The sequence below is a fragment of the Streptomyces sp. NPDC058464 genome, assembly GCF_042721035.1.
Classification (GTDB): domain Bacteria; phylum Actinomycetota; class Actinomycetes; order Streptomycetales; family Streptomycetaceae; genus Streptomyces.
Genome location: NZ_JBHXMA010000013.1, coordinates 102,379 through 128,294, shown reverse-complemented (window position 1 = coordinate 128,294; position 25,916 = coordinate 102,379). Strand labels below are relative to the sequence as shown.

At 70.7% G+C, this 25,916-nt stretch carries 26 protein-coding genes and 2 pseudogenes; 14 read left to right on the top strand and 14 right to left on the bottom strand.

Annotated features, from left to right (window positions below):
* Positions 1–304: 304 nt before the first annotated feature.
* Positions 305–559 (bottom strand): DUF2530 domain-containing protein, encoded by a 255-nt coding sequence (locus ACFWPQ_RS19290; RefSeq protein WP_384035700.1) that lies wholly within the window; start codon positions 557–559, stop codon positions 305–307.
* A gap of 112 nt (positions 560–671) precedes the next feature.
* On the opposite strand from ACFWPQ_RS19290, the gene ACFWPQ_RS19285 reads away from it, so the two are divergent.
* Entirely contained in the window at positions 672–2,123 is a 1,452-nt protein-coding gene (locus ACFWPQ_RS19285) for an NCS2 family permease (RefSeq protein WP_384035698.1), read from the top strand.
* Between the two features lie 43 nt (positions 2,124–2,166).
* Here the strand turns inward: ACFWPQ_RS19285 and ACFWPQ_RS19280 are convergent, their stop codons facing one another.
* The gene (locus tag ACFWPQ_RS19280) at positions 2,167–3,225 is read right to left on the bottom strand and encodes a hypothetical protein (RefSeq protein WP_384035695.1); all 1,059 of its coding nucleotides are present in this window, start codon (positions 3,223–3,225) and stop codon (positions 2,167–2,169) included.
* A gap of 144 nt (positions 3,226–3,369) precedes the next feature.
* Positions 3,370–3,552 (bottom strand): ribbon-helix-helix protein, CopG family, encoded by a 183-nt coding sequence (locus tag ACFWPQ_RS19275; protein ID WP_089101887.1) that lies wholly within the window; start codon positions 3,550–3,552, stop codon positions 3,370–3,372.
* A 153-nt stretch (positions 3,553–3,705) separates the two neighbouring features.
* Here ACFWPQ_RS19275 and ACFWPQ_RS19270 point away from each other — a divergent pair, with 153 nt between their 5' ends.
* Together ACFWPQ_RS19270 and ACFWPQ_RS19265 are read left to right on the top strand one after the other, a co-directional pair.
* On the top strand, positions 3,706–4,143 hold the full coding sequence (locus ACFWPQ_RS19270; RefSeq protein WP_189264283.1) for a MarR family winged helix-turn-helix transcriptional regulator: 438 nt from the start codon (positions 3,706–3,708) through the stop codon (positions 4,141–4,143).
* Between the two features lie 30 nt (positions 4,144–4,173).
* Entirely contained in the window at positions 4,174–5,532 is a 1,359-nt protein-coding gene (locus ACFWPQ_RS19265) for an MFS transporter (protein ID WP_384035691.1), read from the top strand.
* A gap of 57 nt (positions 5,533–5,589) precedes the next feature.
* Here the strand turns inward: ACFWPQ_RS19265 and ACFWPQ_RS19260 are convergent, their stop codons facing one another.
* Positions 5,590–6,132, bottom strand: coding sequence for a GNAT family N-acetyltransferase (locus tag ACFWPQ_RS19260; RefSeq protein WP_384035689.1), 543 nt, complete (start codon positions 6,130–6,132; stop codon positions 5,590–5,592).
* Between the two features lie 77 nt (positions 6,133–6,209).
* Between ACFWPQ_RS19260 and thpR the strand changes: the two genes are divergently transcribed.
* Positions 6,210–6,782: an RNA 2',3'-cyclic phosphodiesterase gene (gene thpR / locus ACFWPQ_RS19255; protein WP_384035687.1), complete on the top strand. Its 573-nt coding sequence runs from the start codon at positions 6,210–6,212 to the stop codon at positions 6,780–6,782.
* 197 nt (positions 6,783–6,979) lie between these two features.
* Here the strand turns inward: thpR and ACFWPQ_RS19250 are convergent, their stop codons facing one another.
* The 3 genes from ACFWPQ_RS19250 to ACFWPQ_RS19240 all read right to left on the bottom strand — a co-directional run bounded on the left by ACFWPQ_RS19250 (position 6,980) and on the right by ACFWPQ_RS19240 (position 9,404).
* Positions 6,980–7,972 carry an aldo/keto reductase gene (locus ACFWPQ_RS19250; RefSeq protein ID WP_384035685.1) on the bottom strand — a complete coding sequence of 331 codons (993 nt, stop codon included), beginning with the start codon at positions 7,970–7,972 and terminating at the stop codon, positions 6,980–6,982.
* Positions 7,973–8,038: 66 nt separating this feature from the next.
* Positions 8,039–8,632, bottom strand: coding sequence for a Uma2 family endonuclease (locus tag ACFWPQ_RS19245; protein ID WP_384035682.1), 594 nt, complete (start codon positions 8,630–8,632; stop codon positions 8,039–8,041).
* 88 nt (positions 8,633–8,720) lie between these two features.
* Positions 8,721–9,404: an SGNH/GDSL hydrolase family protein gene (locus ACFWPQ_RS19240; RefSeq protein ID WP_384035679.1), complete on the bottom strand. Its 684-nt coding sequence runs from the start codon at positions 9,402–9,404 to the stop codon at positions 8,721–8,723.
* A gap of 94 nt (positions 9,405–9,498) precedes the next feature.
* Here ACFWPQ_RS19240 and ACFWPQ_RS19235 point away from each other — a divergent pair, with 94 nt between their 5' ends.
* Both ACFWPQ_RS19235 and ACFWPQ_RS19230 read left to right on the top strand, forming a co-directional pair.
* Complete coding sequence (locus ACFWPQ_RS19235; RefSeq protein ID WP_384035677.1) at positions 9,499–10,497, top strand: WD40 repeat domain-containing protein; 999 nt, start codon at positions 9,499–9,501, stop codon at positions 10,495–10,497.
* A 135-nt stretch (positions 10,498–10,632) separates the two neighbouring features.
* Positions 10,633–11,172 carry a hypothetical protein gene (locus tag ACFWPQ_RS19230; RefSeq protein ID WP_384035674.1) on the top strand — a complete coding sequence of 180 codons (540 nt, stop codon included), beginning with the start codon at positions 10,633–10,635 and terminating at the stop codon, positions 11,170–11,172.
* A gap of 57 nt (positions 11,173–11,229) precedes the next feature.
* On the opposite strand, the gene ACFWPQ_RS19225 is transcribed toward ACFWPQ_RS19230, so the two are convergent.
* On the bottom strand, positions 11,230–12,531 hold the full coding sequence (locus ACFWPQ_RS19225) for an RNA-guided endonuclease InsQ/TnpB family protein (protein WP_384035672.1): 1,302 nt from the start codon (positions 12,529–12,531) through the stop codon (positions 11,230–11,232).
* 268 nt (positions 12,532–12,799) lie between these two features.
* On the opposite strand from ACFWPQ_RS19225, the pseudogene ACFWPQ_RS19220 reads away from it, so the two are divergent.
* Positions 12,800–12,982: pseudogene (locus tag ACFWPQ_RS19220) on the top strand (cellulose binding domain-containing protein); the annotation flags it as partial.
* Positions 12,983–13,117: 135 nt separating this feature from the next.
* Positions 13,118–13,504 (top strand): glycine cleavage system protein GcvH, encoded by a 387-nt coding sequence (gene gcvH, locus ACFWPQ_RS19215; protein ID WP_384035669.1) that lies wholly within the window; start codon positions 13,118–13,120, stop codon positions 13,502–13,504.
* A gap of 56 nt (positions 13,505–13,560) precedes the next feature.
* Here the strand turns inward: gcvH and ACFWPQ_RS19210 are convergent, their stop codons facing one another.
* Positions 13,561–14,043, bottom strand: a complete 483-nt coding sequence (locus ACFWPQ_RS19210) for a hypothetical protein (protein WP_384035666.1) — start codon at positions 14,041–14,043, stop codon at positions 13,561–13,563.
* Positions 14,044–14,182: 139 nt separating this feature from the next.
* Positions 14,183–15,301: a phosphoserine transaminase gene (gene serC, locus ACFWPQ_RS19205; protein ID WP_361295763.1), complete on the bottom strand. Its 1,119-nt coding sequence runs from the start codon at positions 15,299–15,301 to the stop codon at positions 14,183–14,185.
* Positions 15,302–15,414: 113 nt separating this feature from the next.
* Between serC and ACFWPQ_RS19200 the strand changes: the two genes are divergently transcribed.
* On the top strand, positions 15,415–18,585 hold the full coding sequence (locus ACFWPQ_RS19200) for an FAD-binding and (Fe-S)-binding domain-containing protein (protein ID WP_384035663.1): 3,171 nt from the start codon (positions 15,415–15,417) through the stop codon (positions 18,583–18,585).
* A gap of 40 nt (positions 18,586–18,625) precedes the next feature.
* Here ACFWPQ_RS19200 and ACFWPQ_RS19195 read toward each other — a convergent pair whose 3' ends face one another.
* Positions 18,626–19,039 carry an acyl-CoA dehydrogenase family protein gene (locus ACFWPQ_RS19195; protein ID WP_384035927.1) on the bottom strand — a complete coding sequence of 138 codons (414 nt, stop codon included), beginning with the start codon at positions 19,037–19,039 and terminating at the stop codon, positions 18,626–18,628.
* Positions 19,040–19,092: 53 nt separating this feature from the next.
* On the opposite strand from ACFWPQ_RS19195, the pseudogene ACFWPQ_RS19190 reads away from it, so the two are divergent.
* Positions 19,093–19,236: pseudogene (locus ACFWPQ_RS19190) on the top strand (helix-turn-helix domain-containing protein); the annotation flags it as partial.
* Here the strand turns inward: ACFWPQ_RS19190 and ACFWPQ_RS19185 are convergent.
* Positions 19,233–19,418, bottom strand: coding sequence for a hypothetical protein (locus ACFWPQ_RS19185; RefSeq protein WP_384035660.1), 186 nt, complete (start codon positions 19,416–19,418; stop codon positions 19,233–19,235). The pseudogene ACFWPQ_RS19190 and the gene ACFWPQ_RS19185 overlap by 4 nt on opposite strands.
* Between ACFWPQ_RS19185 and ACFWPQ_RS19180 the strand changes: the two genes are divergently transcribed.
* The 3 genes from ACFWPQ_RS19180 to ACFWPQ_RS19170 all read left to right on the top strand — a co-directional run bounded on the left by ACFWPQ_RS19180 (position 19,417) and on the right by ACFWPQ_RS19170 (position 23,210).
* A complete protein-coding gene (locus ACFWPQ_RS19180) occupies positions 19,417–20,544 on the top strand; it encodes a lipid II:glycine glycyltransferase FemX (protein ID WP_384035658.1) in 1,128 nt (375 codons plus the stop codon). The two genes, ACFWPQ_RS19185 and ACFWPQ_RS19180, sit on opposite strands and share 2 nt — an antisense overlap.
* A 266-nt stretch (positions 20,545–20,810) precedes the next feature.
* Complete coding sequence (locus ACFWPQ_RS19175) at positions 20,811–20,939, top strand: hypothetical protein (RefSeq protein ID WP_384035655.1); 129 nt, start codon at positions 20,811–20,813, stop codon at positions 20,937–20,939.
* A 93-nt stretch (positions 20,940–21,032) separates the two neighbouring features.
* Entirely contained in the window at positions 21,033–23,210 is a 2,178-nt protein-coding gene (locus tag ACFWPQ_RS19170) for an ABC transporter ATP-binding protein (RefSeq protein WP_384035652.1), read from the top strand.
* Here ACFWPQ_RS19170 and ACFWPQ_RS19165 read toward each other — a convergent pair.
* Together ACFWPQ_RS19165 and ACFWPQ_RS19160 are read right to left on the bottom strand one after the other, a co-directional pair.
* On the bottom strand, positions 23,132–23,830 hold the full coding sequence (locus ACFWPQ_RS19165; RefSeq protein ID WP_384035649.1) for a Fic family protein: 699 nt from the start codon (positions 23,828–23,830) through the stop codon (positions 23,132–23,134). The two genes, ACFWPQ_RS19170 and ACFWPQ_RS19165, sit on opposite strands and share 79 nt — an antisense overlap.
* On the bottom strand, positions 23,817–24,563 hold the full coding sequence (locus ACFWPQ_RS19160) for a hypothetical protein (protein WP_384035647.1): 747 nt from the start codon (positions 24,561–24,563) through the stop codon (positions 23,817–23,819). Before ACFWPQ_RS19160 ends, ACFWPQ_RS19165 begins: the two co-directional genes overlap by 14 nt.
* Before the next feature lie 269 nt (positions 24,564–24,832).
* Between ACFWPQ_RS19160 and ACFWPQ_RS19155 the strand changes: the two genes are divergently transcribed.
* Positions 24,833–25,729: a hypothetical protein gene (locus tag ACFWPQ_RS19155; protein WP_384035644.1), complete on the top strand. Its 897-nt coding sequence runs from the start codon at positions 24,833–24,835 to the stop codon at positions 25,727–25,729.
* Positions 25,730–25,916 lie beyond the last annotated feature (187 nt).

The following is a 25,916-nucleotide window of genomic DNA, read 5'->3' as shown; positions in this document are numbered from 1 at the left end:
GACCGAACTCGTGCGCAGGTTGTAGACGCCGACATCTTTTGCCCACCCACCCGCCCGACTCGGTTACCTGAAAAGCGGGCCCACCCTCCAGCCCGCCCGGCGCCCCGTAGGGGCGCTGGGGGTACCCCCGGCCGAAGGCTGGGGGAGGAACTGCGCGACCAGCCACGATGGCGCCGCAGTCGGCAGATCGCGGCACCTCCGGCGGAGCGCCCAGCCCGTCCGGCGTTTGCGGACGAGGCCGTTCAGGCCGATGCGGCCCGCGGGGTGAGGAGGGGCCCGGTCCGGTCGGCCTCGCGGTGATTCCCTACTCGGCCGCCGCGAGATGCGCCTTGATCGCCGCGTCCCGCCGCTTCACGTAGTACACGCCGATCAGGCCGAGGCCCCCGCCGGCCAGGCAGGTCCAGATCCACCAGGTGTGGCCGTGGTCGGAGTACCAGCCGTAGAAGGGGAGCTGGGCCAGGAAGAGGACGAACCAGATGATCGTGCCGCCGATGATCGTCGGGACGACAGGGCCCTCAAGGGGCTCCGGTGCCTCGTGCTGGGGGATCCACTTCGCCATGGCGCTCAGCTTACGCACCTGCCGGGTCTACGCGCGGAGATAGCGATCTGGACATCATACGTTCATACTGAAACCGTTTGTGTTTGACCACTTCTGATCGTAGGAATCTCCAATGTCGACCCCGGCTTCCACTCAGGCCCCCGCCCCCGAACAGCCGGGTGCGACCCCCGCGTACGGCGCGCTGGATCGTTACTTCAAGATCTCCGAGCGGGGCAGCACCCTCGCCCGCGAGGTGCGCGGCGGCTTCGCCACCTTCTTCGCGATGGCGTACATCATCGTGCTGAACCCGATCATCCTCGGCAGCGCGAAGGACATGTACGGTCACCAGCTCGACCACGGTCAGCTGGTCACCGCCACGGTGATCACGGCCGCCTTCACGACGCTGCTGATGGGCGTCATCGGCAACGTCCCGATCGCCCTCGCCGCCGGTCTCGGCGTGAACTCCGTCGTCGCGCTCCAGCTGGCGCCCCGGATGTCGTGGCCGGACGCCATGGGCATGGTGGTGCTGGCCGGCGTCATCGTGATGCTGCTGGTCGCCAGCGGACTGCGCGAGCGCGTCATGAACGCGGTGCCCTACAGCCTGCGCAAGGCGATCTCGATCGGTATCGGCCTGTTCATCATGCTGATCGGCCTGGTGGACTCCGGCTTCGTCACCCGTATCCCGGACGCCGCCCAGACCACCGTCCCGCTCCAGCTCGGCGCCGACGGTCACCTCAACGGCTGGCCGGTGCTGGTCTTCGTGCTCGGCGCGCTGCTCACCCTCGCGCTGATCGTCCGCAAGGTCTCCGGCGCGATCCTGATCTCGATCGTCGCGATGACCGTGCTGGCGCTGATCATCAATGCCGTCGCCCATGTGACGAACTGGGGTCTGACCGTCCCGAAGTGGCCCGGCAACCCGGTCGCCACCCCGGACTTCGGCCTGCTCGGCAAGGTCAGCCTGTTCGGCGGCTTCGGCAAGGTCGGCGTGCTGACCGGCATCCTCTTCGTCTTCACGGTCCTGCTGTCCTGCTTCTTCGACGCCATGGGCACGATCATGGGCGTCAGCGACGAGGCCAAGCTGACCGACGCCCAGGGCTACATGCCGGGCATCAACAAGGTCCTGTTCATCGACGGTGTCGCGGTCGCCGTCGGCGGTGCCAGCTCCTCCTCCGCCACCACCTGCTTCGTGGAGTCGACGGCCGGCGTCGGCGAGGGCGCCCGCACCGGCTTCGCCAACGTCGTCACCGGCGGGCTCTTCACCCTCGCGCTGTTCCTGACCCCCGTCGCCACGATGGTCCCCTCCCAGGCGGCCACCCCGGCGCTGCTCGCGGTCGGCTTCCTGATCCTGGCCGGTTCCGTCAAGGAGATCGACTGGGCCGACTACACCCTGGCGATCCCGGCCTTCGTGACCATGGTGATGATGCCGTTCACCTACTCGATCACGAACGGCATCGGCATGGGCTTCATCACCTTCGTGGTGATGCGCCTGGCCGTCGGCCGGGGCAGGGAGATCCCGGTCGCGATGTACGTGGTCGCGGCGGTGTTCGCCTTCTACTACCTGATGCCGGCCCTCGGCCTCACGTGACCCGCGCGGGGCGCGCCGGTCGCGTGAGGCCGGCGGGCCCCGTTCAGGAGACGAAGTCGCTCTTGTAGAAGACGCTCGCGTCCAGGGTGTCCGGATCGGTGCTCGTGGTCTTCGACGAGAAGCCGAAGGCCAGCCGCGGTGCCCCGGAGACCATCCAGATCGCCGTGCCCTGGGGCTCACGCCCCGGCAGGGAGGCCCCGGCGGTCGTCTGGAACTTGTCGTAGTACGAGCCGCCCGTGTCGTTCAGGTCGAGCGTGACCAGGTACGAGGGGCCGCCGGGGCCGCCGTACAGGAGATAGGCGTACTGGCCGCACAGGGTGATTCCCTGGAACAGGTCGTCGTCGGTGAGGCCGAGCTCGTCGTTGTTGGGGATGGCCCGTTCCACGAGCCGGTAGCCGTCGCTGAGGCGCCCCGCGACCGCGTCCGCCATGTCGAAGACGGCCAGACGCCACACCCGGGAGGCGGAGTCGCTGGTCGCGTAGCGGATCAGCAGCCGGTTGGTGTACGGGTCGATCGCCGGCCGGGGCAGCTTGACGAAGCTGGAGATGGTCGGGGTGCGGTCGTAGATCGTGATGCTGGGGTTGAAGTACTCGAGGGTCAGTCCGTCCGTGAACCGGAAGCGGGACAGCTTCTCGCCGGCTCCGTTGTCGTCGGAGTCGCTGCCCTCGATCCACAGGTACGGCGTCGAGCCCGAACCCACCGGCTCCACGCCCATCGAGGAGCCGTGGCCGAACCCCTGGATGGCCATCGTGCCGAGGACGTTGCCCGAGAGGTCGGTCTGGGAGATCCACAGGTCGCCGTTGTGCCCGGCGCTGTCGCCGATGCGGTGCTGGGCGAAGTAGATACGGCCGTTGACGTTGTCGTACGCGAAGGACTGCATCGCCCAGTACGGCTGGTGGAGGGTGGCGCGCCAGACCGGGTTGCCGCCGTCGCCGGACAGGACGAAGTGCTTCGAGGCCGCGACGGAGGCCTGGGCGGTGCCCGCCGCCACCAGTGGCGCCGCCGCGCCGACCGTGGCCGCGCCGACGAGCCCGGCGCCGGTGCGCAGCAACTGGCGTCTGCTCGGGTTCCGCTGTTGCCTGACGGACGTTCCGTCATCCATGGGTGGTAGCCCCCCTGTTGTTGCCGGACGGGCGCCCGGCACGAGGGGTTAACGCTAGACGAACGGGAGTTGACATCGCACCCGTGTTCGTCGAAAACCTGTCGGGTCCGGGCCGGCCCGGGTCCGTCAGGTCTGTCGGGTCTCTCAGGTGACCCCGTAGAACCTCTCCGTCTCCTCGACGGCGGCCGAGAACCGCTCGTCGAAGTCGTCCCGGACGAGCGTCCGGATCACGTAGTCCTGGACGCTCATCCCCCTCTTCGCCGCATGGCACCGGAGCCGGTCGAGCAGCTCCTTGTCTATCCGCAGGCTGAGCACACTGGTCCCCATGGATACGAGGGCGCCACATCCGCGCGCCCGATGCGTCACTTTCCGGATCCAGCTCACTCGTAAGGGTGACTAGGTGGTTCAGTGGCCGAGGTCACGGGCATGTCGGCGTGTCCGGGTGGTCTTTAGGTAGAGTAATGAGTTACTCTAAAGAACATGCCGGACCTTACCCATGGCGACGACGCGGCCGCCGTGAACTCCCTCCGCTCCGCCGTGATGCGACTCTCGCGACGGCTCAAGCACCAGCGGGTCGACGAGTCACTGAGCCCCACCGAGATGTCGGTGCTGGGCACCCTCTCCAACTGCGGCCAGGCCACCCCCGGTGAGCTGGCCCGCAAGGAGCACGTCCAGCCGCCCTCGATGACCCGCATCGTGGCGCTGCTGGAGGCCAAGGGACTGGTCCGACTGGAGCCGCACCCCGAGGACCGGCGCCAGAAGGTCGTCACCAGGACCGAACAGGCCGAGGCGATGCTCGAGGAGAGCCGCGCCAAGCGCAACGCGTTCCTGGCCGGCCTGGTCGACGGCCTCGACGAGGACGAGTGGGCGAAGCTCCGCGCCGCCGCCCCCGTGCTGGAGAAGCTCGCACACCTCTGAGACCCCGAGAGAAGGAGGAGGCGAATCCGTTTGAGTACGGGACCCGGAACACCTTCCGCCCCCGCACCGACCGCCCCTACTACCCCCGCAGCCCGCGGCTCCTCGATGTTCAGCTCGCTGAAGGTCAGGAACTACCGGCTGTTCTTCGCCGGCCAGGTCGTCTCGAACATCGGCACCTGGATGCAGCGCATCGCGCAGGACTGGCTGGTCCTCAGCCTCACGGGCTCGGCGACCGCCGTCGGCGTCACCACCGCCCTCCAGTTCCTGCCGATGCTGCTCTTCGGCCTCTACGGCGGGGTCCTGGTCGACCGCCTCAACAAGCGGCGGGCCCTCCTCGTCACCCAGACCTCCATGGCCCTCACCGGCATCGCGCTCGCGCTGCTGACCCTCTCCGGCCATGTCCAGGTCTGGCACGTCTACCTCGCCGCCTTCGTGGTCGGCCTCGCCACGGTCGTCGACAACCCGGCCCGCCAGTCCTTCGTCTCCGAGATGGTCGGCCCGGACCAGCTGCAGAACGCGGTCAGCCTGAACTCCGCGAACTTCCAGTCCGCCCGCCTGGTCGGCCCGGCCGTCGCCGGCGTCATGATCACCGGGGTGGGCACCGGCTGGGCGTTCCTCTTCAACGGCCTGTCCTTCGTCGCCCCCCTGATCGGACTGCTGCTGATGCGCGGGCGTGACCTGCACGCCGTCCAGCGCACCCCGAAGGGGAAGGGCCAGCTGCGGGAGGGCCTGCGCTATGTCGCCGGACGCCCGGACCTGACCTGGACCATCATCCTGATCGGGTTCATCGGCACCTTCGGCTTCAACTTCCCCGTCTACCTCTCCGCCTTCGCGGACGACGTCTTCCACGCGGGCGCCGGCTCCTACAGCCTCTTCAACACCCTGATGGCGGTCGGCTCGCTGGCCGGCGCCCTGCTCGCGGCCAGACGCGGCACGGCCAAGCTGCGGGTGATGCTCGCGGCGGCGGTGGCCTTCGGCGGGGTGGAGCTGGTGGCCGCGACAGCCCCCTCCCTCTGGCTCTTCTCCCTGCTCATGGTCCCGATCGGCATGTTCGGCATGACCGTCAACGTCACCGCCAACACCACCGTCCAGATGGGCACCGACCCGGCCATGCGGGGGCGGGTGATGGCCCTCTACATGATGGTGTTCATGGGCGGCTCGCCCATCGGCGCGCCCATCGCCGGCTGGATCACGGACGCGTACGGCGTCCGGGCGGGCCTGGCGGTGGGCGGCGCCATCGCGGCCGCGGCCGCCGTGGTGATCGGCCTGGTCCTGGCCCGGGTCGGCAACCTCCGCCTGTCGGTCGGCTGGCACGGCGGCCACCCGCGGGTGCGGTTCGTGCCGAGAAAGCCGGCCGAGCAGCAGGAACAGCTGGCACCGGTGGCGTGAGAGCTGCCTGAGACACGTACGGACGGCCACTGGCCCGGAGGCGGACGCGGACGCGGACTACAGCCTCCGGGCCAGTACCTGTCCGGGCCAGCTGTCGTCGCCCGCGACGGCGACGGTGAAGGACTCGGTCGGGGTGAAGCCGTTGCTCTCGTAGAAGGCGACCAGCTTGCGGTCGTCGCCCGCGTAGCAGTCGACGCGGAGCAGCGAGATCCCGGCCCGGCGGGTCTCCGCGGCCGCGTGGGCGAGCAGCGCGGCGCCGACGCCGGTGCCCTTGAACCGGCGGTCCGAGGCCAGGATGTGGATGTACCGCTCGGGCTCGTCGGCGGGCGCGAGGTAGGAGCCGGGCGCGTCGGTGAGGGTGAGGGTGGCGGCCGGGACCCCGTCGTACTCGGCGACGTAGGGGCTGCCCTCGGTGACGTAGCGGGTGATCATCTCCACGGCCCTCGGGTTCTCCGACCAAGGCGTGGCCCCCCACTGCCGGGTCCGGCCCTGGGACGCCAGCCATGCCACGGCGCTGTCGAACATTCCGAGGATCACCGGGATGTCGTCGGCGCGGCCGTCCCGGATTCTGATCTTCCCGTTGCTCCCCGTGCTTTCCATGTTCCCCATGTTCCCCATGCAGCGATTCATGCCGTCCCGCGTTCCGCGCGCAACCGCATTTTTGGCAGGGTTGCCCCATGAGACTCTTCGCAGCCGTGCTGCCCCCGCCGGAGGCGGTCGCCGAACTCGCCGCCGAGGTCGACAGGTTGAAGCGGCTGCCGGGCGCGGCGGCGCTGCGCTGGACCGGCCGCCCCGGCTGGCACTACACGCTCGCGTTCTACGGCGAGGTCGACGACGACGTCGTACCGGCCCTGTCGGAGCGCCTCGCCCGCGCGGCCCACCGCACCCCGCCCTTCGTGCTGGCCGTCGCGGGCGGCGGGCAGTTCGGACACGGCAGGGCCCTGTGGGCGGGCGCCGACGGCGACCTGGACACCCTCCGCCTGCTGGCCGACCGCGCGGAGGCGGCGGCCCGGAAGGCGGGCCTGCCGATGGGGGAGCACCGCCGCTACAAGGCCCACCTGACGGTGGCCCGCAGCCGGGACGCGGTGGCGGCAGGGCCGTACGTCGCGCTGCTCGCGGAGTTCGCCGGCCGGAGCTGGACGGTCGGGGAGCTGGCGCTGGTGCGGAGCAATCTGCCGGCGTCCGGGGTGCCGGGGGAGCAGCCGCGGTACGAGGTGGTCGACCGCTGGGGGCTCGGGGCGGCCGGTTAGGCTCGTTGCCGTGGACCCGAAGACCCGGAACCGGATCATGGCCGGTGCGCTTGTGTTGTTGTTCGTGGTGGTTGCTGTGGCCTCTGCGGTGAGGTGAGGGGCGGCCGGGGAACTGCGGCCGGTTCTCGACCGCGGGCGGTCGGTGGCTGGTCGCGCAGTTCCCCGCGCCCCTGACGGGGCGCTGAGCCCGGGGTCGGTTACCAGGCGAAGGCCTCCGGGGACGGGCCCGGGCCCGGGAAGATCTCGTCGAGGCCGGCCAGGAGCTCCTCGCTCAGTTCCAGCTCCACGGCTCGCAGCGCCGACTCCAGCTGGTCGCCGGTGCGCGGACCCACGATCGGGCCGGTCACTCCCGGACGCGTGAGCAGCCAGGCCAGGGCGGCCTCGCCGGGCTCCACGCCGTGCTTGTCCAGGAGGTCCTCGTAGGCCTGGATCTGGGCGCGGATCGTGGTGTTGGCGAGGGCGTCGGCGGCGCGGCCACTGGCCCGGCGGCCGCCCTCGACCTCCTTCTTGATCACGCCGCCGAGCAGCCCGCCGTGCAGCGGCGACCAGGGGATGACCCCGAGGCCGTACTCCTGCGCGGCCGGGATGACCTCCATCTCGGCGCGGCGCTCGGCGAGGTTGTAGAGGCACTGCTCGCTGACCAGCCCGATGGTCCCGCCGCGCCGGGCGGCGATCTCGTTGGCCTGGGCGATCTTGTAGCCGGGGAAGTTCGAGGAACCGACGTAGAGGATCTTGCCCTGCGTGACGAGGGTGTCGATCGCCTGCCAGATCTCCTCGAAGGGGGTCCGCCGGTCGACGTGGTGGAACTGGTAGACGTCGATGTAGTCGGTCTGCAGCCGCTTGAGGCTGGCGTCGACCGCGCGCCGGATGTTCAGCGCGGAGAGCTTGTCGTGGTTGGGCCAGGCGTCGCCGTCGGCGGCCATGTTGCCGTACACCTTGGTGGCGAGCACGACCTTGTCGCGGTGGACGGGGCTCTTGGCGAACCAGGTGCCGATGATCTCCTCGGTCCGCCCCTTGTTCTCACCCCACCCGTACACGTTGGCGGTGTCGAAGAAGTTGATGCCTGCGCCGAGGGCCGCGTCCATGATCGCGTGGCTGTCGGCCTCGTCGGTCTGGGGGCCGAAGTTCATGGTGCCGAGGACGAGTCGGCTGACCTTGAGTCCGGTACGTCCGAGCTGCGTGTACTTCATGGTCACCCAGCCAACGGCGTGGAGTGCGCTCTAGGCAAGGACTTCGGGGCGGTCGGCCGCGGGGAGCTAGTCGGTCGGGAACTCGTCGGTCTTGAGGACGAGGTCGACGACCGTGCCGGTCAGATCGATGTCGGTGCCGAAGTCGACCCGCGTGGGCTCGTCGTAGTCGCCGTCCTTGGGGTCGGTGTAGACGAGGCAGCGCCCCTGGTAGGGGTCGGCGACCACGTAGACGGGGACCTCGGCCTCCGCGTACGCGGTTCGCTTCGGGCCGTAGTCGTTGGCGGCCGTGCCCTTGGAGATCACCTCGGCGACGAACTGGACGTCCTGGTAGCGCCAGTGGCCCGTGTCGTCGGGCTTCGCCGAGTCCTTGAGCATGGCCACGTCCGGGCAGAAGCCGTTCTCGTGGCCGGGGAAGTCGATACGGACGTCCGAGAAGACCTTGGTCTTCCGGCCGAACCTGTCTTCGACGGCCCACAGGATCTCGCGGATGATCAGCCAATGAGTGCTCCGCTGCGGCACCATGAATACGTTGCCCCCGACGATCTCGACCCTGAATCCTTCGGGGACGGGCATCCGCTCAAGGCGCTCGAACCACTCGTCCAGGCGCTTGGTGTTGGCGTCGGCGTCGGCCATCTCGATCCTGTCCTCCAGGACGGTCATCGTGGCGCTCCTCCCCGGCCGCCCCACGGACGGGTGCGGCCGCGCGGTTCAACGATACGCACGGTGACCGGGCAGCGGCGGAATCCGGTCAATCCGATCCCGGCTCGTACTCCTGGCCGATTCCCCACCCCTGCCACATCGCCTCCGCGAACGCCTCCGCGATCCGGTGCTCGCCGTTCGCGTTCGGGTGGGTGCCGTCGTAGGTGTCCGTGTGGATGTCGTACGACTCCGGTGGCGAGGCCATGAGGATCGGGGAGCGGGGCTCGTCCAGGTCGGCCGCGGCCTTCGCCAGCAGTTCGTTGAAGAGGTTCACCTGCTCCGCGAACGGCCCGTCCGAGGTGGCGCGGATGTTCGGGATCACCGGCAGGAGCACCATGCGGACGCCGGCCCTGGCCGCCCGCGCGTTCGCGACGAAGGCGCGCATGTTCGCCGCCGTCTGCTCCGCGTTCGTGTAGAAGCCCAGGTCGATCAGGCCGAGGGAGACGAGGAGGACGTCGGCGCGGCAGGAGCGCACCGCCTCCCCGATCAACGGCGCCATGTGCAGCCAGCCCTCGCCCCAGCCGGCCAGGTGGGCGCGGGGGAAGTCGGGATCGGCGTAGGTGTACGAGACGGGCGCGTCGGCCAGCTTGTCGTACAGCGTCTCGCGGGGCCCGACCAGGGTGAACGGGCCGCCGTACGTTTCGCACAGGTGCTGCCACATGCGGTACCGCCATGTGTGTTCGCCCGTGCTGCCGATGGTCATCGAGTCCCCGACGGGCATGAACCTGAGCATCCGCTCATGATGGACGATCAGAGGGAGAGGTGGGGTGTGAGGACCGACACGTCCCCCCGCGGCCGGACACAGTGCGGGATGGCAGGCTTGGGCCATGCGTCCACGATCGCTCGCCCTGCTCGCCGGTGTCCTGCTCACGGGTGCCCTCGCCGCCGCACCCGCCTCCGCCGCCGACGGCAGCGGCGACAAGGGGTTCACGATCACGGATCCGCGGATCAAGGAGTCCAGCGGTCTCGCCGCCTCGCACCTGCACCCCGGCATCTACTGGACCCACAACGACAGCGGCGACGGGCCGTACATCTACGCCGTCGACAGCGCGACCGGCAAGACCGTCGCGAGGATCACGCTCAGCGGTGTCGGCACGCCCCGCGACGTCGAGGCCATCTCCATCGGACCCGACAACCAGATCTACGTCGGTGACATCGGCGACAACCTCGACGGCAGCTGGCCCTACGTCTGGATCTACCGGCTGCCCGAGCCGAAGAAGCTCGTCGACCAGACCGTCCGGGCCACGCAGTACGTCGTCAAGTACTCCGACGGCGCCCGGAACGCCGAGTCGCTGATCGTCCACCCCAAGACCGGGCGGGTGTACATCATCGACAAGAAGGAGGACGGCGGGCACCTGTACGAGGGCCCGGCGACCCTCTCCCCGACGGGTACGAACATCTTCAAGCCCGTCGCCGCCGTCGACCTCTGGGCCACCGACGCCGCCTTCTCGCCCGACGGCGAGCAGCTCGCCGTACGCGGCTACTTCGGCGGCATCTACTACGACTGGAACGGCGGCGCGATCAAGCGCGAGGGACGGCTCGACGTGCCGCTCCAGAAGCAGGGCGAGTCGCTCAGCTACTCCGCCGACGGGACGAAGCTGATGTACGGGAGCGAGGGGGCCGACAGCCCGGTGCAGGCCGAGGACGTGCCCGGGGGATCGGGCAAGGCGTCGCCGTCGGGCGGCGGGAGTTCGGCGGCCGCGGGCAAGGACGACAGCGGGTCCGTGGGGGGCGGGGCCAAGGTCGGTGCCGTCGTCCTCGGGGTCGCCGCGCTCGCCCTCTTCGGGCTGCGCCGACTGCGCCGGCCGACCACACGCCGTCACTGACACCTCTCCGTGCGTCACCCGTCCGGCCCACCGGCGCGGCGGCGGCACGCCGGTCCGTGCACGCTGGGAGACGTCCCGCGGGACGGGGGCGGCAACAGGCGATCGGGTCCCGCTTCACGGAAATTGGGAGTACCCATGCGCCGCAACGTCCTGCGCCTGGCCGGGAACCTCTGCCTGCTCACGGCAGCCCTGGGCCTGACCGTCCCGGTGACCGCCGGCACCGCAACCGCCACCACCGCAACCGCCGCCACCACCGCCGAGCCCACCCGGACGGTCCGGGCCGCCGCCGCCCTTCCGCAGTTCCGCTCGATGAGCGTGCCGGTCGAAGGCGACTTCGCCCGCCCGAGCCCGAGCGAGGCGGTTCACATAAAGGGCACCGTCGACGTCACCGTCATCACCCTCCCCAATGCGGCCGGCGGCGGCACCGCCCAGATCATCAGCAGCCTGAGCAACACCACCGCCACCGGCCTGACCAGCAACGGGAAGTACTACCTCGTCGGCGCCCAGCGGATCAACGCCCCCTTCTCGGCGGCGGGGACCACGACGCTCAACGTCAAGCCGACCTTCGTACTGGTCCCGCCCACGGGAGCGCCCAGCCGGGTCCAGCCCATCACGGTGACGGTCGTCGTCACCTCGACCGGCGTGATCAACTCCATCGCCGCGGCGGTCGGCTGATCCCCCACCCCGCCCCGGGGCGGGGCGCCGACTCCTTCCATTGACATCCTCCCCGTCTTAAGAGAAGGGGATTCCAACCCGGGTGGGTTGAGGTTCACGGGCGCTCGAACGGCTGGTCGCCGCTGTCACCCCTCCGGCACCGGCGGCTCGCCGGGGGCGCGGGATTCCGCCCTGTCCTGCCGCGACGTTGATGCTCGCGTTCTCATCGGCGTTGCAGGTAAACCCGCAGGACACGCAGACGAAGTCGGCTTGGCTCTTGCGCGACTTCTTCTCGATCCACCCGCAGGCACTGCACCGCAGACTCGTGTAAGGCGCGGGAACGTCCTCTACCCGGCCGGGGGCCTTGTGCCCGGTGCGTTGCCGCAGCAGGCCCCAGCCCTGGGCGAGGATGCCCCGGTTCAGCCCGGCCTTCTGCCTGACCTTCTTGCCAGGCTGCTCCGCGGTTCCCTTCGCGGAGCGGGTCATGTTCTTGATGTCCAGCTTCTCGAACCGCACCAGGTCGTAGCTGCGGGCGAGCATGGTGCTGGTCTTCTCGCACCAGTCCTTGCGCCGGTTCACCTCACGGGTCTTGAGCCCGGCGACCTTCGCGTACGCGGCGGCCTTGCGAGCACTTCCCTTCGGGGCCCGGGCCGCGCGCCGCTCGTGCTTGCGGACCTGCGCGCGCTCCTTGACCGTGAGCTGCGGACAGTTCAGCTTCCGTCCGTCCGACAGGGCCGCCGTGATCCTCACGCCCCGGTCGATACCGATGACCTCGCCCGTACCGGGCTTCTCGACCGGCTCGGGGATGACCGCGAACGCGATATGCCACTGATCGTTGCGGCAGGTGACGCGAAACGTCTTCGCAGCGGGAAGCCCCGCGCCCTTGCCCTTGATACTGAGGCGGAAACGGACCCAGCCACAGCCGGGCACCTTGACCTGCGCCCACCGTCGGCTTAGCTTCCGTACGCACACGGAGCGGCCCATGACCTGCTTACCGGTCTTCTGGTTCAGCTTCGGGCTGCCGTCCGGCTCGTACTCGGGTACGCGGTCGGTGCCGATGACGCGGAAGCCCTCGTGCTCGTGCTTCCTGCGCCAGGTCGGCTCACCGAAGCCGGAGGTGAAACGGGCGTTCTTGGCTGTGGCGAAGTCCTTCAGGGCCTGCTGCTGCACGTCCGCGTTCCCGGCCGCCAGCCACTCGTTGTCCCGCCGGGCCTCGGTGAGCTGGCGGCACTGCTCTGCGAAACCGGGCGCGGACCTGCGGCCCGGCCTCCAGTGCCCGTGCTGCTCGACGGCCAGATTCCAGACGTACCGTGCGTGCGCGCAGTGCAGGATCATCTGCTCCGCCTGCGCGGGCGTCGGGTACATCCGGAACCGTGACATGCCGCGAACCTAGCCCGCACGTTCCCCATCCGCGCACGCCAACGACCAACATCACCCGAGTGAGTGACAGCTCGCGCCAGCCGCCCGGACAAGCCACCAGCCACCCGATCTCACCCCCCCATTACCACCGCCTGTGCATGGCCACCCTCGGCGTCATGGGCGTTGATGCTGAATCACCCTGACGGTGGTTCGGTTTCTTCTGCCCCGCTTGGCGGGAGCGGGCATCCACCCCGACCCCTAGGATCAGGCATCCTGCCCGAGAGCAAGGTGGAGCGGGGCGCAGCAGGTCACGAGCATGTGGAACGCGTCGTACACGCAGAGCGGGGCGACCGTGACGGCGGTGCCCGCCACGTACAACGGTGCGATCCCGGTCGCGGGCTCGGCGAGCTTCGGTTTCGGGGGCGCTCCCGGGGGCGGAGGCGTGCCGGCGGTGACGTGTACGGCGGCGTGAGGCAGGGGGCGTCACCCGGGTGGCGGACCGGGATGCCCGAAATACACCGCTCCGGGCGGCGGTGCCGCAGGCTGTTCCCGCCGGTCGTCGAAAGGGGCGGCCGGACACCGCACCGCGACGGCTGATGGAGCTGACATGTCCCACGTGCCCGCCGACCTCCGCTACACCGACGACCACGAGTGGATCCGCACCGAGGCCGACGGCAGCCTGACCGTCGGCATCACCGACCACGCCCAGAAGAACCTCGGCGACATCGTCTTCTTCGAGCTGCCCCAAGTCGGCAGGAAGGTGCAGACGGGTGACGCCGTCGGCGTGGTGGAGTCGGTCAAGGCGGCGTCCGACATCTTCAGTCCGTGCGACGGCGAGATCGTCGCGATCAACGAGGAGGCGGTCGAGGACCCTGAGTACGTCAACTCCGATCCCTACGAGACGTGGCTGTTCAAGATCAAGACCAAGGGCGGGGCGTCGTCCAACGGACTGCTCGACGCCAAGGCCTACCAGAAGCTCGTCGACGGCGGGTGAAAGTCCGAGGGGCGCCCGGTGTTCCCGTGCCGGGCGCCCCTCGTCGTGGCCGGCGCTCAGCTCCGCACCGGCATGATGCCGTGCAGGCGGCGCGGTTTGGGGGCGTCCAGCAGGCTGACGCCGTTGTGGACGCGGCTCCGGATGAAGAGCACGGGAGCGGCGACGAACGTGACGAAGATCGAGACGACGCTGATCGGGAACAGGGTCGGCAGCGACTGGCCCTCGGGCAGGGTCTTGCCGCCCTCGTGGACGGCGTAGGCGAAGGCCGCGAAGAAGACGATCGCGCAGAGGGCGGCCAGGACCCGGAGGACGGCCCTGGTCCGGCGGGTGCGGGCCTCGGTGCGGACCTCGGCCAGCAGGGACGCGTCACAGACGGGGCAGGTGAGCTCCACGGTCTGCTTGCCGGACTGCGGCCGGCGTACCTGGAAGACGTTGTCCTTCCAGGTGATACGGCGGGTGCGGACGAGGAAGCCCGTGACCTTGTCGCTCAGGATGTGGCGCACCGCTACCTCGACGGTGCCCGGTATCGGTCTGTTCATGTACGCGTGGATCTCCTTCGTCGCATGGGGCACACAGTGTCCGGTGTGCGACGAAGGAGACTCAACGGCCCGCGGAAGGCTTTGCCTTGATCATGCCTTCCCGGTAAACCAGCAGCTTGTTACGGGAGTTGCCGGGCTCTTACAGCTTCTCGATCACGTAGTCGACGCACTTCGTCAGCGCCTCGACGTCCGCCGGGTCGATCGCCGGGAACATCGCGACGCGCAGCTGGTTCCGGCCGAGCTTGCGGTAGGGCTCGGTGTCGACGATGCCGTTGGCGCGCAGCACCTTGGCGACGGCGGCCGCGTCGATCTCGTCGGCGAAGTCGATCGTGCCGATGACCTGCGAGCGCTTGGCCGGGTCGGCGACGAACGGGGTGGCGTACTTGCTCTCCTCCGCCCAGGTGTAGAGGCGGGTCGAGGAGTCCTTCGTACGGGCCGTGGAGAAGGCGAGGCCGCCCTGGCCGTTCAGCCACTCCAGCTGCTGGTTCAGGAGGAAGAGGGTGGCCAGGGCGGGGGTGTTGTACGTCTGGTTCTTGCGGGAGTTGTCGATCGCGGTGGGGAGCGAGAAGAACTCCGGGACGTGGCGGCCGGACGCGTGGATGCGCTCGGCGCGCTCGATCGCGGCCGGGGAGAAGACGCCGATCCACAGGCCGCCGTCGGAGGCGAAGGACTTCTGCGGGGCGAAGTAGTAGACGTCGGTCTCGGCGATGTCGACCGGGAGGCCGCCGGCGCCGGAGGTGGCGTCCACGAGGACCAGCGCGCCCTCGTCGGCGCCCGCGACCCGCCTGATCGGCATGGCGACACCGGTCGAGGTCTCGTTGTGCGTGAACGCGTACACGTCGACGCCGGCCTCGGCCTGCGGCTCCGGGTGGGTGCCCGGGTCGGAGGCGATGACGGTGGGCTCGGCCAGCCAGGGGGCGAGCTTGGCGGCCTTGGCGAACTTGGAGGAGAACTCGCCGAAGTTCAGGTGCTGCGACTTGTCGTCGATCAGGCCGTGGGTGGCGACGTCCCAGAAGGCGGTGGAGCCGCCGTTGCCGAGGACGACCTCGTAGCCCTCCGGGAGGGAGAACAGGGCGCTGATGCCCTCGCGGACCTGACCGACCAGGTTCTTCACCGGGGCCTGGCGGTGGGAGGTGCCCAGCAGGGAGGTACCGGTGGCGGCCAGCGCGTCCAGCGCTTCCGTCCGCACCTTGGAGGGGCCCGCGCCGAAGCGTCCGTCGGCGGGCTTGATGTCAGCGGGGATCTGGATGTCAGCCACGGGGTGAGGTTAGCCGGTGGAGGAAACCTGGGCGAAACCTCGTCCGTCGGGTGAGACGCGTGGGCGACCGCCGGAGCGGGTGCTACCGCGGGACGGGCTGGTTGAGTGGACGCATGTCGGAATTCTCGGAGCTCGAGGCGGAACTGCGGAACGCGGTCCGGGGTGAGGTCGGCTTCGACGTCACGTCCCGGGCGCTGGTCACCATGGACGCGTCCAACTACCGGCGGGTTCCGGTGGGGGTGGTGGCCCCCCGGGACGCGGACGACGTGGCGGCGGTACTGGAGGTGTGCCGGACCCGTGGCGTCCCGGTGGTCGCCCGGGGCGGCGGTACCTCGATCGCGGGGCAGGCGACCGGCACGGGCGTGGTCCTGGACCTCACCCGGCACATGAACCGGCTCGTCGGCCTCGACCCGGCCACCCGTACGGCCGTCGTCCAGCCGGGCCTGGTCCTGGACCGTCTCCAGGAGGCCGCGGCCCCGCACGGCCTGCGCTTCGGCCCGGACCCCGCCACGCACGGCCGCTGCACGCTCGGCGGGATGATCGGCAACAACTCCTGCGGGTCGCACAGCGTGGCCTGGGGGACGACGGCGGACAGTGTGCACGAACTGGACGTGCTCACCGCGCGCGGTCGGCGGCTGCGCCTCGGGCAGGACTGGGCGGGCGCGCCCGACGGCCTGCGGGAACTGGTGGCGGGCGACCTGGCCCTGCTGCGCACCGGCTTCCCGGAGCTGCCCCGCCGTATCTCCGGCTACGCCCTGGACGTTCTGCTCCCCGAGAAGGGCGCGGACGTCGCCCGCTCCTTCTGCGGTTCGGAGGGCACGCTCGGGATCCTCACCGAGGCGACCGTACGGCTCGTGGAGTCGCCGCGCGCGCGTGCGCTGGCCGTGCTGGGGTACGCCGACGAGAGCGCGGCGGCGGAGGCGGCGGCGGGGCTGCTGCCGCACGGACCCCTCACTGTGGAGGGCATGGCGGCCGACCTGGTGCCGTCCGCCACCGGCCTTCCCCGGGGCGGTGCGTGGCTGTTCGTGGAGACCGGCGGGGAGTCGGCGGCGCAGGCACGCGCGCGTGCGGAGGAGGTCGTGGCGGCGGCGGACGCCCTGGACGCGCTGGTCGTCACCGACACGGCCGGGCAACGCGCGCTCTGGCGCATCCGCGAGGACGCGGCCGGTACGGCGACGCGGATGCCGGACGGCAGGGAGGCCTGGCCGGGGTGGGAGGACTGCGCGGTACCGCCGGCCCGCCTGGGCGCGTACCTGCGTGACTTCCGTGCCCTGCTGACCGCGCACGGCCTGCGCGGCACCCCCTACGGCCACTTCGGCGACGGCTGCGTCCACGTCCGTATCGACTTCGACCTGCTGAGCGAGGCGGGCGTGGCCCGGTTCCGCCGCTTCTCGGAGGAGCTCGCGGACGTGGTGGTGGCGCACGGCGGGTCCTTGTCCGGGGAGCACGGGGACGGCCTGGCACGGGCGGAACTCCTCCCGAGGATGTACGGCGACGAACTGGTGGCGCTCTTCGGGCGGGCGAAGGGGATCTGGGACCCCGACGACCTCCTCAACCCGGGCGTACTGGTCAGGCCCGCCCCCCTGGACTCGAACCTCCGCTTCGCCGTCCTGCCCCGCGAGCCGCTCCCCGTGGCCTTCGGCTACCCCGCCGACGGCGGCGACTTCTCGGCGGCGGTCCGCCGCTGCGTGGGCGTGGCGAAGTGCCGTACGACCGGGCCGGCCGGCGCGTCCGTCATGTGCCCGTCCTTCCGGGCCACCGGCGAGGAGGAGCACTCCACCCGTGGCCGGGCCCGGCTGCTGCACGAGATGCTGGCGGGCGAGCTGGTGACGGACGGCTGGCGCTCGACGGAGGTCCGCGACGCCCTCGACCTCTGCCTGTCCTGCAAGGGCTGCCGGTCGGACTGCCCGGTCGGGGTGGACATGGCGACGTACAAGGCGGAGTTCCTGCACCAGCACTACGCGGGCCGGCGGCGCCCGGCGGCCCACTACAGCATGGGATGGCTGCCGAGGTGGCTGCGCCTGGTGGCCCGGACCCGCACGGCGGCGGTCGTCAACGCCCTCTCCTCCGTACGGCCGCTGGCGGCGCTCGCCAAGCGGCTGGGCGGCATCGCCCCCGAGCGGCGGATCCCGCGCCTGGCGGGCGAGCCCTTCAGCCGGTGGGAGCGGCGGCGGCAGCGCGGGCGGCTGCGGGGGTGGGCGGCCCGGGCGCGGGCCGGGCGGCGGCCGGAACTCCCGGCGCGGCTGGCCTTCCTGTGGCCGGACACCTTCACGGAGTACCTGTCACCGGAGGTGGGCCGGGCGGCCGTACGGGTGCTGGAGGCGGCCGGAGTGGGGGTGGTGCCGCTGCCGACACGGCGCTGGAGGGCACGGCGGTCGGACGACGGCGGGCTGGAGGGCTACGGCATGTCCGTCCTGAACCCGCGCCGGACCCGGGCCTGTTGCGGTCTCACCTACCTCTCGACGGGCCAACTGGACCGGGCCCGGGCGGTGTTGCGGGAGACGCTGGACTTGCTGGAGCCGTTTCTGCTGCTGCCGTCGGACCTGGACCTGGACCTGGACCTGGACCGGGACCGGGCCCTGGACCGGGCCCTGGACCTGGACCTGGACCTGGACCTGGACCTGGACCGGGCCCTGGACCTGGACCGGGACCCGGAGTCGGACCTGGACCCGGAGTCGGAGTCGGAGTCGGACTCGGACTCGGATCCGGACCCCGACCCCGACCCCGACTCGGACTCGGACTCGGACTCGGACTCGGATCCCGACTCGGACGGGGAGTTCCCGTTCCCGCCGCCGTTCGTCGTTCTGGAGCCCAGCTGTGCCGCCGCCCTCCGTGCCGACCTGCCGGAGCTGCTTCCCGACGATCCCCGGGCGGCCCGGCTCGCCGCGCGGGTGCTCACCTTCGCGGAGGCGCTGGAACGCCTGGCCCCCGACTGGGCGCCGCCCCGCCTGGACCGCCCGGTCACGGGGCAGACCCACTGCCACCAGCACGCGGTGCTCGGCGACACCCCGGACCGCCGCCTCCGCGAGGCGGCCGACCTCACCGGCGACCTGGTCGGCGGCTGTTGCGGCCTGGCGGGCAACTTCGGCTTCGAGAAAGGCCACTTCGAGGTGTCGAAGGCCTGCGCGGAGGAACAGCTCCTGCCGGCGGTGCAGGAGGCGGAGCCGGGCACGGTGGTCCTGGCCGACGGCTTCTCGTGCCGGACGCAGCTGGAGCAACTGGCCGGGGTGCGCGCGAGACACCTGGCGGAGGTGCTGGCGGAGGGGCTGGAAGGGGAGGCGTGACGGTCGGCCGGGCGGCCGGGGCGAGACGGCCCGCCGTCGGTCAGATGATGAACGTGGGCTGCTCGGTGATGCCCAGGAGGCTGCGGCCGTAGATCTCGCGGCCGAGGCCGGGGTTGACGACGCCGTGCCGGGAGGCGGTCGCGGAGCCGGACGGGGTCAGCGACGCGGCCACCGCCACGTCGGGGTCCTGGCCCCAGACCTCCTGCCGGGCCCGCTCGTCCATCAGCGAGGCGACCAGGCCGCCCCCGGTGCAGATGTTCGCGATCCAGGCGGCGGAGGCGTCGCCGCGGGCCAGCTCGGCCGTCACCTCCAGGGACGTACGCACCCCGGCCCCGAAGCCGCCGAGGACACGCGGGGTGCCGAGGCGGAACATGCCGCCCTCGCGCAGCGCCCGCGCCGCGTCGTCCGACACCCTGCGCAAACGTTCGCTCTCCTGGGCCTGCCCGGCGAGAATGGGGACGAGTTTCGCGGGCGTCGCCGTCAGCTCGGCGCGGACGCCGGCGCCGTCTCGAAGGCGCCCGCCGGGAACTGGACCAGTCCGGGGGTGCGTACACCGTCGCCGACGTCGCCGCCCGCTGGCAGTTCGCCGACCCCAGCCACTTCCGCCGCGCCCACCGCACCACGTACGGGCGGCCGCCCCGCCAGGGCTAGGCAGCGGACGCCTCCGCGGCCGACACGCCCTCACCCACCTGCGCGCCGAAACGATTCCCGGCGGGCCCGCGTCTGTTGTCCTTGATGTCGATGTCGATGTCGATGTTGACGCCGATGTTGACGCCGATGCCGACATCGACGGTTTGGTCCCGTCCGCCGACCCGCCCAGGAGCACCGCCCATGACAGCAGCCCTCCGCCTCCGGCCCCTCTCCCGTGCCGAGCACCTCGCCTTCGTGGGCTCCCTGCCCTCCGTCAGCCATATGCAGGTGCCGTCGTGGGGGGACGTGAAGCCCGACTGGGAGGCGGAGAGCCTCGGGTGGATCGACGGGGAGGGGCAGGTCGTCGGGGCCGGGCTGGTGCTGTTGCGGGCGGTGCCCAGGGTGAAGCGGTATCTGGCGTATCTGCCGGAGGGGCCCGCCATCGACTGGCACGACCCCGACCTCGGGCGGTGGCTCGATCCGCTGCTGGCGTACCTGAAGGGACGCGGGGCGTTCGCCGTGAAGATGGGGCCGCCGGTCGTCGTACGGCGGTGGAGCGCGGAGGCGGTGAAGGAGGCCATCGCCGATCCGGCCGTCCGGCGGCTGGGGGACGCGGAGCCGACGGCGTACGACGCCCGTGCCGCAGCCCTCGTCGAACGGCTGCGGCGGGCCGGGTGGCGGCAGGCGGAGCCGGGCGGGGAGGAGGGGTTCGCGGCCGGGCAGCCCCGGTACGTGTTCCAGGTGCCGTTCGCGGGGCGGTCGCTGGACGACATCCAGCGCGGGCTCAACCAGCAGTGGCGGCGCAACGTGAAGAAGGCGGAGAAGGCGGGCGTCAAGGTGGTGCGGGGCGGTTACGAGGACCTGCCCGCCTTCCACACCCTGTACACGGAGACCGCCGAGCGCGACCGCTTCGTCGGGCGCCCCCTCTCCTACTTCCAGCGCATGTGGACCGCGCTCACCGCCGAACACCCCGACCGGATGCGCCTCTACCTCGCCCACCACGACGGCGACATCCTCGCCGCGGCCACCATGCTCACCGTCGGCGACCACGTCTGGTACTCCTACGGCGCCTCCACCAGTCGCAGGCGCGAGGTCCAGCCCAACAACGCCATGCAGTGGCGGATGATGTGCGACGCCCACGAACTCGGCGCCGCCGTCTACGACTTCAGGGGCATCACCGACACCCTGGAGGAGTCCGACCACCTGCTGGGGCTGCTCCGTTTCAAGGTGGGAGCGGGAGGGGAGGCCGTGGAGTACCCGGGCGAATGGGACTTTCCGCTCAACAAGCTGCTCCACAAGGCGTTCGACCTGTACATGGCCCGCCGCTGAGACCCGGCTTCATAAGCTGGCTCTCAGGTTCATAAGAGAACTCTCAGCTTCGGGGTCGTTATACAGCTGTTACCCAGGTATTCACAGCACCTGTTTGCCGTTCGCGAGCCGACTTTGCCGTCGCTTGGGATTCGGGCCGTGTAAGTTCATCGGTGTCGGGCGGCGGGGATTGCCGAGGATGACGATCCAAAATCCCCGGACGTTGCCCCAAGAGAATTCTCGTACCATCCCGCACCACTTGCACTTCGAACTCTCAAGGAGTCGGAATGAGCCTCAAGAAGCTCGCCCCGCTGCCCCCCAAGCCCAAGAAGCAGCTGCCCCCGCCGCCGCAGCCGAAGCCCAAGAAGCGCGCTCCGAAGCCGGCTCCGAAGCCCATCCCGGGTCAGGACAACTAAGGCAGAAATGAAAAGGGCCGACGGTTCGCCGTCGGCCCTTTTCACTTCCTGAATTTCGGTAGTTCCAGCGTCGGAGAGCGGAGGTAGTGTGAAATGCACGTGAAGGAGAGTGAAGGCACAGAATACGAGTACGACGTCGCCGGCTCGGCATATCAGGACGATGACGACGAGTACGACGACGAGGAGGACGAGTACACGCCCACCATCCCGGCCCGTGCCGCCTTCCGCCGCTTCTGGCCGCTGACCCGGGGCCTGCGCGGCTGGCTGGTGATCGTCTGGGTGTGCACGGTGATCGCCGCGCTCGCCGAGACCGAGGCCATCCTCCTCTTCAGCGACCTCACCGACCACGCCCTGCAGAAGGGCTCGCTGAGCGCCTTCTGGAGTCCGGCGAGCAAGTGGCTGGCCATCGCGATCGTCGGCGCGATCGTCGCGTACGCCGGCAACTCCCTGGCCGCCTGGACCACCGAACGCTTCGTCATGCGGCTGCGCGAGCACGTCTTCGACCACGTCCAGCAGCTGCCCCCGCACTTCTTCCAGCGCCACCGCCAGGGCGACCTGCTCTCCCGCCTGACCAGCGATGTCGAGGCCATCGAGACCATGGTGGTGTCCGGACTGATCGGCGCCGCCTCGGCCGTCTTCAGCGCCCTGTTCTACGCGGCCGCCGCGTTCTGGCTGCGCTGGGACCTGGCCGCCGCCACCTTCGTCCTCGCGCCCCTGTTCTGGCTGGCCGCCCGCCGTTTCTCCGGCTCCATCAAGGACGTGTCGCGGGAGGGCCGGGTCGCCGACGGCGCGATCACCTCCGTCGTCGAGGAGTCCCTCGGCAACATCGTGCTGACGCAGGCGTACGACCGCCGCGACGCCGAGCGCCGCCGCCTGCACGAGGAGGCGAACGCCTGGTTCCGCGCCTCCGTCCGCTCCACCCGCCTCAACGAGGCCTACGAACAGCTCGTCCAGGTCATCGAGACGGTCTGCGTCCTCGCCGTCATCGGCATCGGCGCCTGGGAGATCTCCACCGGCCGCATGACCCTCGGCCAGCTCCTCGCCTTCTCCGCCTTCCTCGGCTACCTCTACCCGCCGGTGCGCGGCCTCGCCCAGCTCGGCCTCACCGTCACCGCCGCCACGGCGGGCGCGGAGCGGCTGATCGAGATCCTGGACGTGCAGCCGTCGGTCGCCGACCCCCGGCGCGGCACCGGCACCGACACCGGCCGCCCGGACGGCGCCGTCGAGGTCCGCGACGTCGGGTTCAGCTACCCCGGCGCCGACGGAGCCGCGCTGGAGAGCCTCTCCTTCGCCGTCAGCCCCGGCGAGCTCGTGATCATCACCGGCCCCAGCGGCGCCGGCAAGTCCACCGTCTCCAAGATGCTGCTCCGCTTCTACGACCCGGACAGTGGCGAAGTCCTCCTCGACGGCGTCCCGATCCGCGACTTCCCGCTGGCCAGGCTGCGCGAGTACATCACCCTCCTCCCCCAGGAGACCCTCGTCCTGCACGACACCGTCCGCGCCAACATCGCCTGCGGCCGACCCGGCGCCAGCGAGCAGGCCATCGAGGACGCGGCCAGGGCGGCCGACGCCCACGACTTCATCGTCCGGCTTCCCGACGGCTACGACACCCGGGTCGACCCCAACTCCGCCCGGCTCTCCGGCGGTCAGCTCCAGCGCCTGGCCATCGCCCGGGCGATCCTGCGCGACGCCCCCGTCCTCGTCCTCGACGAGCCGACCACCGGCCTGGACGCGATGGCCGCACGCCGGGTCGTCAAACCGCTGCGCCGCCTGATGACCGGCCGCACGACCATCATGATCACCCACGACCTCAACCTCGCCCCCGACGCCGACCGCATCCTCGTCGTCGACCGCGGCCGCATCGTCGAGACCGGCCGCCACGACGAACTCCTCGCCCGCGGCGGCGCCTACTCCCGGCTCCACCGCTCCCAGAACAACGCCATGATGGACACCGGCGAACTGCGGCTCCCGCTGTTCGCGGACCAGGGCGGCGCACCGGTGGCCGAGGCCGTGGGAGCCATGGGGGCTGTGGGAGCCGTGGGCGTGCCGCAGGCCTCCTACGCGGGGGCGCAGGGCGGTGGGGACGGCGGGTACGCCTACCAGCAGCCTTACGGGAACATGTACGACTACAACGTGTACGCGGCCGCAGGGCTATGGCCCCAGCCCGTGTACGAGACCCACATAGAGGCCGCCTACGGGGCCGACGTGCCCACCACACTCCCCGACGGCCGCCCCCTGTTCCGCGACGAGGAGCCCTGGCCCGGTATCTGAGCCGCCTGCGGACGGTACCGGGGGCGGTTGAGCACCCCGATGAGAGCGGCGAGGTCGGCGGCGCCCGCCGGGTCGTCCGCGTAGCGGGTGGTCTGGAGCGGGCCGACCTCGGGAAGGACGACGCCCTCCCGGGCCAGGACGTGCACCAGGGTCAACAGGGCGGCGCGGGCGTTGCCGTCGGCGAAGGGGTGGAAGAACGCCACGTCGAGGTACACGCGGGCGGCGCGGGCCGCCAGCGGGAGGTCCGGGTCGGTCGTCTCGCGCAGGCAGGAGGCGAAGTCGGCCGGGGTGCGCGAGGTCAGGCCGTAGCGCTCGCGGCCGTCCTTCGCGCAGGCGTCGTCCGTGCGGAACGGTGCCTCCGCTGCGCCGAGGACCTCGCGCTGCCAGCCGGACAGCAGGGCGAAGCTCAGCGGGGTGCGGCGGGCGGCGTCGGCCAGGGCCAAGGTGTGGGCGGCGAGCAGACGTTCGGCGCGCACGGGGTCGCGTCGGCGCACCGGCCCTTCGCACCAGGTCCGGAACCCGTCGCTCGCGGACGGAACCCGCCGTAGCACCGGTGCGTGCCGCCAGTCGGCCTCACGGCGCACGCGCAGCCAGACCGCGAGGCTGTCAGCAGCGGTCATGGAACTCCTCCAGGGCCGCCCTCTCACGGTGGTCCCGGTAGGGGGCGTGGCCGGTGAGGCCGACGGCGAGGTCGTCGCCGACGGCATCGATCAGCGTCTGTTCAGGGCGGATCCAGCTCTTGAACCGGCCGCCGATCGCGCTCTCCACCGCTCGGTCGGCCTCGGCCCGGTCCATGCCGGTGCTGGTGAGGAACCAGCCCAGAACCATCGAGGCCTGCCCGTACCAGCCGCCCTCCGCTCCCGAGCGGTCCAGCGCGTACGTCACGAGGCGGACGCAGGCCCGCTCCAGGTGCCAGCTGCGGTCCTCGGGTGAGGCGTCCGGCGGCGGCGACAGCTCGGCGAAGCGCTCGGCCATCCCTTCCAGCCACTCCCGCCACTCCAACAGCGCGGCTACGACACGTGCCGCGGTCTCGTCGGGGGTCGTCACCGAGCTGGGCCCGGTGACCCAGCTGCCGATGGGCCCGCCGTGCCGGTGGCACCAGTTCCATCCCCAGGCCCAGTCGCCGTATCGCTCCCAGATGATCGCGTCCACCTGGCGGGCGCACCAGTGTTCGGCCTGCCACCAGCCGGCCATGCCGGAGAGCACGGGTGGCACCCACTCGCGGACCAGCGAGCGGAGGTGGGCCTCCTCGTCCTCGTCCCAGGCGAACGGGTTCCGGGCCGGGTCGAGTTCGGCCCAGCCCCGAACGAACCTGGAGGTGACGGGGGGTACGCGGTTCTCGGGGAAGGGCAAGGTGTCACGGTTGTACGTCAGCGCCGGCCACTCTTCCTGTCCGATGTGATGACCCCACCAGTCTCGGCTCGAAGACCTTCGCGCCGCGAACGGTTTTCCCGAACGCGCCCCGAGGGCAACACGGGTGAGTGTTCGTCACATGAGTGTTGTTACACACCTATTGCACAAGGGATCTTCAAGAATCCTCCACTTGGTCCGTAGGCTGCGTACGCCAATGGGCTCGGCCGGGGGCGACCTGCCGGGCCCCTCGCGATCCCAGGGGGATTCACATGCGTATACGCGTCGCGGCCACCGTTCTGTCCGGTGCGGTCGCGCTGTCCGCGCTCGCTGTTCCGGTGGCCGCCCAGGCGGCGACCGGCCCGAGTGCGAAGGCGCAGCTCAGCTCCTTCTCCGCGAACTCCACGCACGCCGCTCGTACCACGCACGCCGCGAACTCCGCGCAGACCGTCCGGCCGAAGGACGGCATCGGGACCATCACCTTCTCGAAGGGCGTCGTCAACGGCGGCAAGGACATCGTCCTCGGCACCACCACGAAGAAGTCCGTCACCGTGACCTACACCGCCACCAGTTCCAGCGGTGTCGCGCTCACGGAGGCCTTCCTCTGGCAGGGCACCGACCCCTCCAGCACGGACACCATCACCGGCGCCCTGGGCACCGACGACGACCCGGTCTGCACCGAGTCGACCACCCAGACCGGCGTCTACAGCTGCAAGGCCGTCTTCAACATCGACGCGGCCGTCGACATGGTGGACAACGGCGTCGCCGGCACCTGGAAGATCGCCCTCGGCGGCTACGACCTCTACGCGAGCGCCAGCTTCGACGACAACGTGGGCACCGGCAAGATCAAGAAGGCCTCGAAGCTGACCGTCAACGCCACCCCGGAGCCGGTGAAGAAGGGCAAGACCATCACCGTCACCGGCAAGCTGACGCGCGCCAACTGGAACACCGGCACGTACGGCGGCTACGCGTCGCAGAAGGTGCAGCTGCAGTACCGCAAGAAGGGCAGCACCACCTATACCACCCTCAAGACCATCACCGCCGGCACCGGCGGCGCCCTCAAGACCACGACCAAGGCCACGGCCGACGGGTACTACCGCTTCTCGTTCGCGACCAACGCGACCACCGGCGCCTCGACGGCCACCGGCGACTACGTCGACGTGAAGTAGCCTCCGGGCGCCGCCTGAAGATTCGTTCCACTGCCGTTCGGCCCCGCCCCGCACAGGGGGCGGGGCCGAACGTGTTCCTGTCGGCATCTCAGCATCCAGGACAGTTCCATAAGGGGTTCACGCGCCTGTCCAAGTCCATTACCCTGGACTGAGAAGTGCATCGTACTGAACAACGAACCTACTGGAC

Bases quoted from the DNA above. Each gene is read 5' to 3' on its own strand.
- ACFWPQ_RS19290 (WP_384035700.1), bottom strand. From the start codon at position 559: ATGGCGAAGTGGATCCCCCAGCACGAGGCACCGGAGCCCCTTGAGGGC.
- ACFWPQ_RS19285 (WP_384035698.1), top strand. From the start codon at position 672: ATGTCGACCCCGGCTTCCACTCAGGCCCCCGCCCCCGAACAGCCGGGT.
- ACFWPQ_RS19280 (WP_384035695.1), bottom strand. From the start codon at position 3,225: ATGGATGACGGAACGTCCGTCAGGCAACAGCGGAACCCGAGCAGACGC.
- ACFWPQ_RS19275 (WP_089101887.1), bottom strand. From the start codon at position 3,552: ATGGGGACCAGTGTGCTCAGCCTGCGGATAGACAAGGAGCTGCTCGAC.
- ACFWPQ_RS19270 (WP_189264283.1), top strand. From the start codon at position 3,706: ATGCCGGACCTTACCCATGGCGACGACGCGGCCGCCGTGAACTCCCTC.
- ACFWPQ_RS19260 (WP_384035689.1), bottom strand. From the start codon at position 6,132: ATGGAAAGCACGGGGAGCAACGGGAAGATCAGAATCCGGGACGGCCGC.
- thpR (WP_384035687.1), top strand. From the start codon at position 6,210: ATGAGACTCTTCGCAGCCGTGCTGCCCCCGCCGGAGGCGGTCGCCGAA.
- ACFWPQ_RS19250 (WP_384035685.1), bottom strand. From the start codon at position 7,972: ATGAAGTACACGCAGCTCGGACGTACCGGACTCAAGGTCAGCCGACTC.
- ACFWPQ_RS19245 (WP_384035682.1), bottom strand. From the start codon at position 8,632: ATGACCGTCCTGGAGGACAGGATCGAGATGGCCGACGCCGACGCCAAC.
- ACFWPQ_RS19240 (WP_384035679.1), bottom strand. From the start codon at position 9,404: ATGCTCAGGTTCATGCCCGTCGGGGACTCGATGACCATCGGCAGCACG.
- ACFWPQ_RS19235 (WP_384035677.1), top strand. From the start codon at position 9,499: ATGCGTCCACGATCGCTCGCCCTGCTCGCCGGTGTCCTGCTCACGGGT.
- ACFWPQ_RS19230 (WP_384035674.1), top strand. From the start codon at position 10,633: ATGCGCCGCAACGTCCTGCGCCTGGCCGGGAACCTCTGCCTGCTCACG.
- ACFWPQ_RS19225 (WP_384035672.1), bottom strand. From the start codon at position 12,531: ATGTCACGGTTCCGGATGTACCCGACGCCCGCGCAGGCGGAGCAGATG.
- gcvH (WP_384035669.1), top strand. From the start codon at position 13,118: ATGTCCCACGTGCCCGCCGACCTCCGCTACACCGACGACCACGAGTGG.
- ACFWPQ_RS19210 (WP_384035666.1), bottom strand. From the start codon at position 14,043: ATGAACAGACCGATACCGGGCACCGTCGAGGTAGCGGTGCGCCACATC.
- ACFWPQ_RS19200 (WP_384035663.1), top strand. From the start codon at position 15,415: ATGTCGGAATTCTCGGAGCTCGAGGCGGAACTGCGGAACGCGGTCCGG.
- ACFWPQ_RS19180 (WP_384035658.1), top strand. From the start codon at position 19,417: ATGACAGCAGCCCTCCGCCTCCGGCCCCTCTCCCGTGCCGAGCACCTC.
- ACFWPQ_RS19185 (WP_384035660.1), bottom strand. From the start codon at position 19,418: ATGGGCGGTGCTCCTGGGCGGGTCGGCGGACGGGACCAAACCGTCGAT.
- ACFWPQ_RS19175 (WP_384035655.1), top strand. From the start codon at position 20,811: ATGAGCCTCAAGAAGCTCGCCCCGCTGCCCCCCAAGCCCAAGAAGCAG.
- ACFWPQ_RS19170 (WP_384035652.1), top strand. From the start codon at position 21,033: ATGCACGTGAAGGAGAGTGAAGGCACAGAATACGAGTACGACGTCGCC.
- ACFWPQ_RS19165 (WP_384035649.1), bottom strand. From the start codon at position 23,830: ATGACCGCTGCTGACAGCCTCGCGGTCTGGCTGCGCGTGCGCCGTGAG.
- ACFWPQ_RS19155 (WP_384035644.1), top strand. From the start codon at position 24,833: ATGCGTATACGCGTCGCGGCCACCGTTCTGTCCGGTGCGGTCGCGCTG.